Annotated in this window: 3 protein-coding genes; 1 reads left to right on the plus strand and 2 read right to left on the minus strand. The window is 77.2% G+C overall.

Annotation, left to right across the window (positions count from 1 at the left end; genetic code table 11):
* A partial coding sequence (locus MHW47_RS34740; RefSeq protein WP_239227814.1) for a sirohydrochlorin chelatase occupies positions 1 to 419 on the minus strand: 419 nt, incomplete at its 3' end.
* A gap of 89 nt (positions 420 to 508) precedes the next feature.
* Positions 509 to 1,315: a Cof-type HAD-IIB family hydrolase gene (locus tag MHW47_RS34745; RefSeq protein ID WP_239227815.1), complete on the minus strand. Its 807-nt coding sequence runs from the start codon at positions 1,313 to 1,315 to the stop codon at positions 509 to 511.
* Positions 1,316 to 1,518: 203 nt separating this feature from the next.
* On the opposite strand from MHW47_RS34745, the gene MHW47_RS34750 reads away from it, so the two are divergent.
* The gene (locus MHW47_RS34750; RefSeq protein WP_239227816.1) at positions 1,519 to 2,232 is read left to right on the plus strand and encodes a vancomycin high temperature exclusion protein; all 714 of its coding nucleotides are present in this window, start codon (positions 1,519 to 1,521) and stop codon (positions 2,230 to 2,232) included.
* Positions 2,233 to 2,261 lie beyond the last annotated feature (29 nt).

Raw genomic sequence — 2,261 nt, forward strand, 5'->3', positions numbered from 1 at the left:
GATCCGGCGGCGGCCAGCACCACGGCGGCGTCGCGGCCTCCCCGGTCCGCCGCGGGCCAGCCCGCCTCGGTGAGCCGGTCGTACAGGGCCTCCACGAGGAGCGGGTGCGGTCCGAGGGGCGGGGCGACGCGGGCGCGCAGGGCGGGGGCGGCGGCGACGGACGCCGGGATGTCGTGCTTGACGTGGTGGCCGCGCCCGAGCAGCAGCGGGACGAGGACGGCCTCGCGGTCGCCGAGGGCGGCCAGGGTGTCCGGCAGCAGGGGCGCGTTGAGTTCCACGTGTCCGAGGCGGACGTCGAGCCCCGGCCGCAGCTCGCGCACCCGGTGGAGGAGTGCGGCCACGGTGCGCGGGGTACGGGGGTCGCGGCTGCCGTGCGCGACGACGACCAGGGCGGGGGCGGGCTGACGGGTGCGCTGCATGGGCCGATGGTGGCGGACGGACGTTGCCGGGGCGTTGCACGCCGGTCACGGACGTTTTCCGCCGCCTCACCGGGGAAGCGGTCCGGTCGTCAGTGCGCCCCGCCCCGCGCCGCGAACAGGTGCTCGATGACCTGGGCCACCCCGTCCTCCTCGTTGGACCGGGCGTGGGTCGGTACGGCGGCGAGCACCGAAGGGTGGGCGTTGGCCATGGCGTAGCCCGTCCCGGCCCAGGTCAGGACCGTGAGGTCGTTGGGCATGTCGCCGAACGCGATGACGTCCGCCGCCTCGATGCCCCGGGCCGCGCACAGGGCCGCGAGCGCGCCGGCCTTGTGGACGCCGGGCGCGCTGATCTCCAGCAGGCCGCGCCCGCCGGAGTGGGTCAGCTGGACCGTGTCCCCGGCGCCCTCGCGGGCGGCGGCCAGCAGGGTGTCCGCGTCGAGCCGGTCCGACCAGGCGAGCAGTTTGGTGACGGGGGCCTCGGTGAGCCAGAGGTCGGCGAGGGAGGCCACCGGCACTTCGGCGCCCGCGTCCTCGGACAGGCGCAGCCGGTAGGCCGGTTCGTACAGGACGTGGTCGCCGGTCTCCAGGGCGAAGCCGAGGCCGGGGACGGCGGCGGCGAGCGCGGTGGCGACCTGCCGGGCGACGGCCATGGGCAGGACGTCGGAGGAGACCACTGTGCGGGTCGCCAGGTCGTGGACGAGGGCGCCGTTGCTGCACACCGCCGTGCCGGTGAGCCCGGTGGCGCCGGCCAGCCGGTCCACGAAGCGGGGCGGCCGGGCGGTCACGACGACGATCTCCGTGCCCGCCTCCTCGGCCGTGCGCAGGGCACGCAGGGTGCGGGGGGAGAGGGAGCCGTCACGGCGCAGGAGGGTGCCGTCGAGGTCGGAGGCGATCAGCCGCGGGAGGGACATCGCCCGATGGTACGCGGGCCGCGCCGGCCGGACGGAGAACCCTTTCGGCCGTCCGCTCGTCCTGGGAAGCGGGGCGGTACGCGCCCCGGTACCGGAGGCGCACGAGTGGGGGCGGGGACGTGAGGGCACGGATACGGCGGACGCCGGGGGCCGGACGGGCGGGCGGTGAACGTCCGCGCACTGACCGCCTGCGCGGGGCCGCCGCCGCGCTGCGCGGGGCGGTGGCCCGGCTGCGGCCCCGGCTGCCGCGCACCCGGCGGGGGCGGCGGCGGGCGGTGCAGGGGCTGATGGCGGTCTGTGTGCTGGCGCTCGCGCCCGCGACCTGGCTGCACGCGGTGGCCGACCCCCGGGTCAGGACCGTCCAGGACGTGCCGGCCCGGCAGGTCGCGGTGGTGTTCGGGGCCGGGCTGTGGAACGGGAAGCCGTCCCCGTACCTCGCGAACCGGCTGCGGACGGCCGCCGCGCTGTACCGGGACGGCAAGGTGAAGGTGGTCCTGGTGACCGGGGACAACAGCCGGGCGGAGTACGACGAGCCGGACGCGATGCGGACGTTCCTGGTCGGGAAGGGCGTGCCGGACGACCGGATCGTCAGCGACTTCGCGGGCTTCGACACCTGGGACTCGTGCGTGCGGGCGAAGCGGATCTTCGGCGTCGACCGGGCGGTGCTGGTGAGCCAGGGCTTCCACATCCGCCGCGCCATCGCGCTGTGCCGGGCGGCGGGCATCGACGCCTACGGGGTCGGGGTCGACGCCAAGCACGACGCGACCTGGTACTACGGCGGGACGCGGGAGGTGGCCGCGGCGGGGAAGGCCGCGTTCGACGCCCTGTTCAAGCCGGACCCGCACTTCCTGGGGCCCCGGGAGCCGGGCATCGACGACGCCCTCGCGGCGGCCGGCCGCTGACCGGGCGGGGGCGGGCCCCGGCCGCCGCG

The sequence above is a fragment of the Streptomyces sp. OfavH-34-F genome, from assembly GCF_022347745.1.
Lineage (GTDB): Bacteria > Actinomycetota > Actinomycetes > Streptomycetales > Streptomycetaceae > Streptomyces.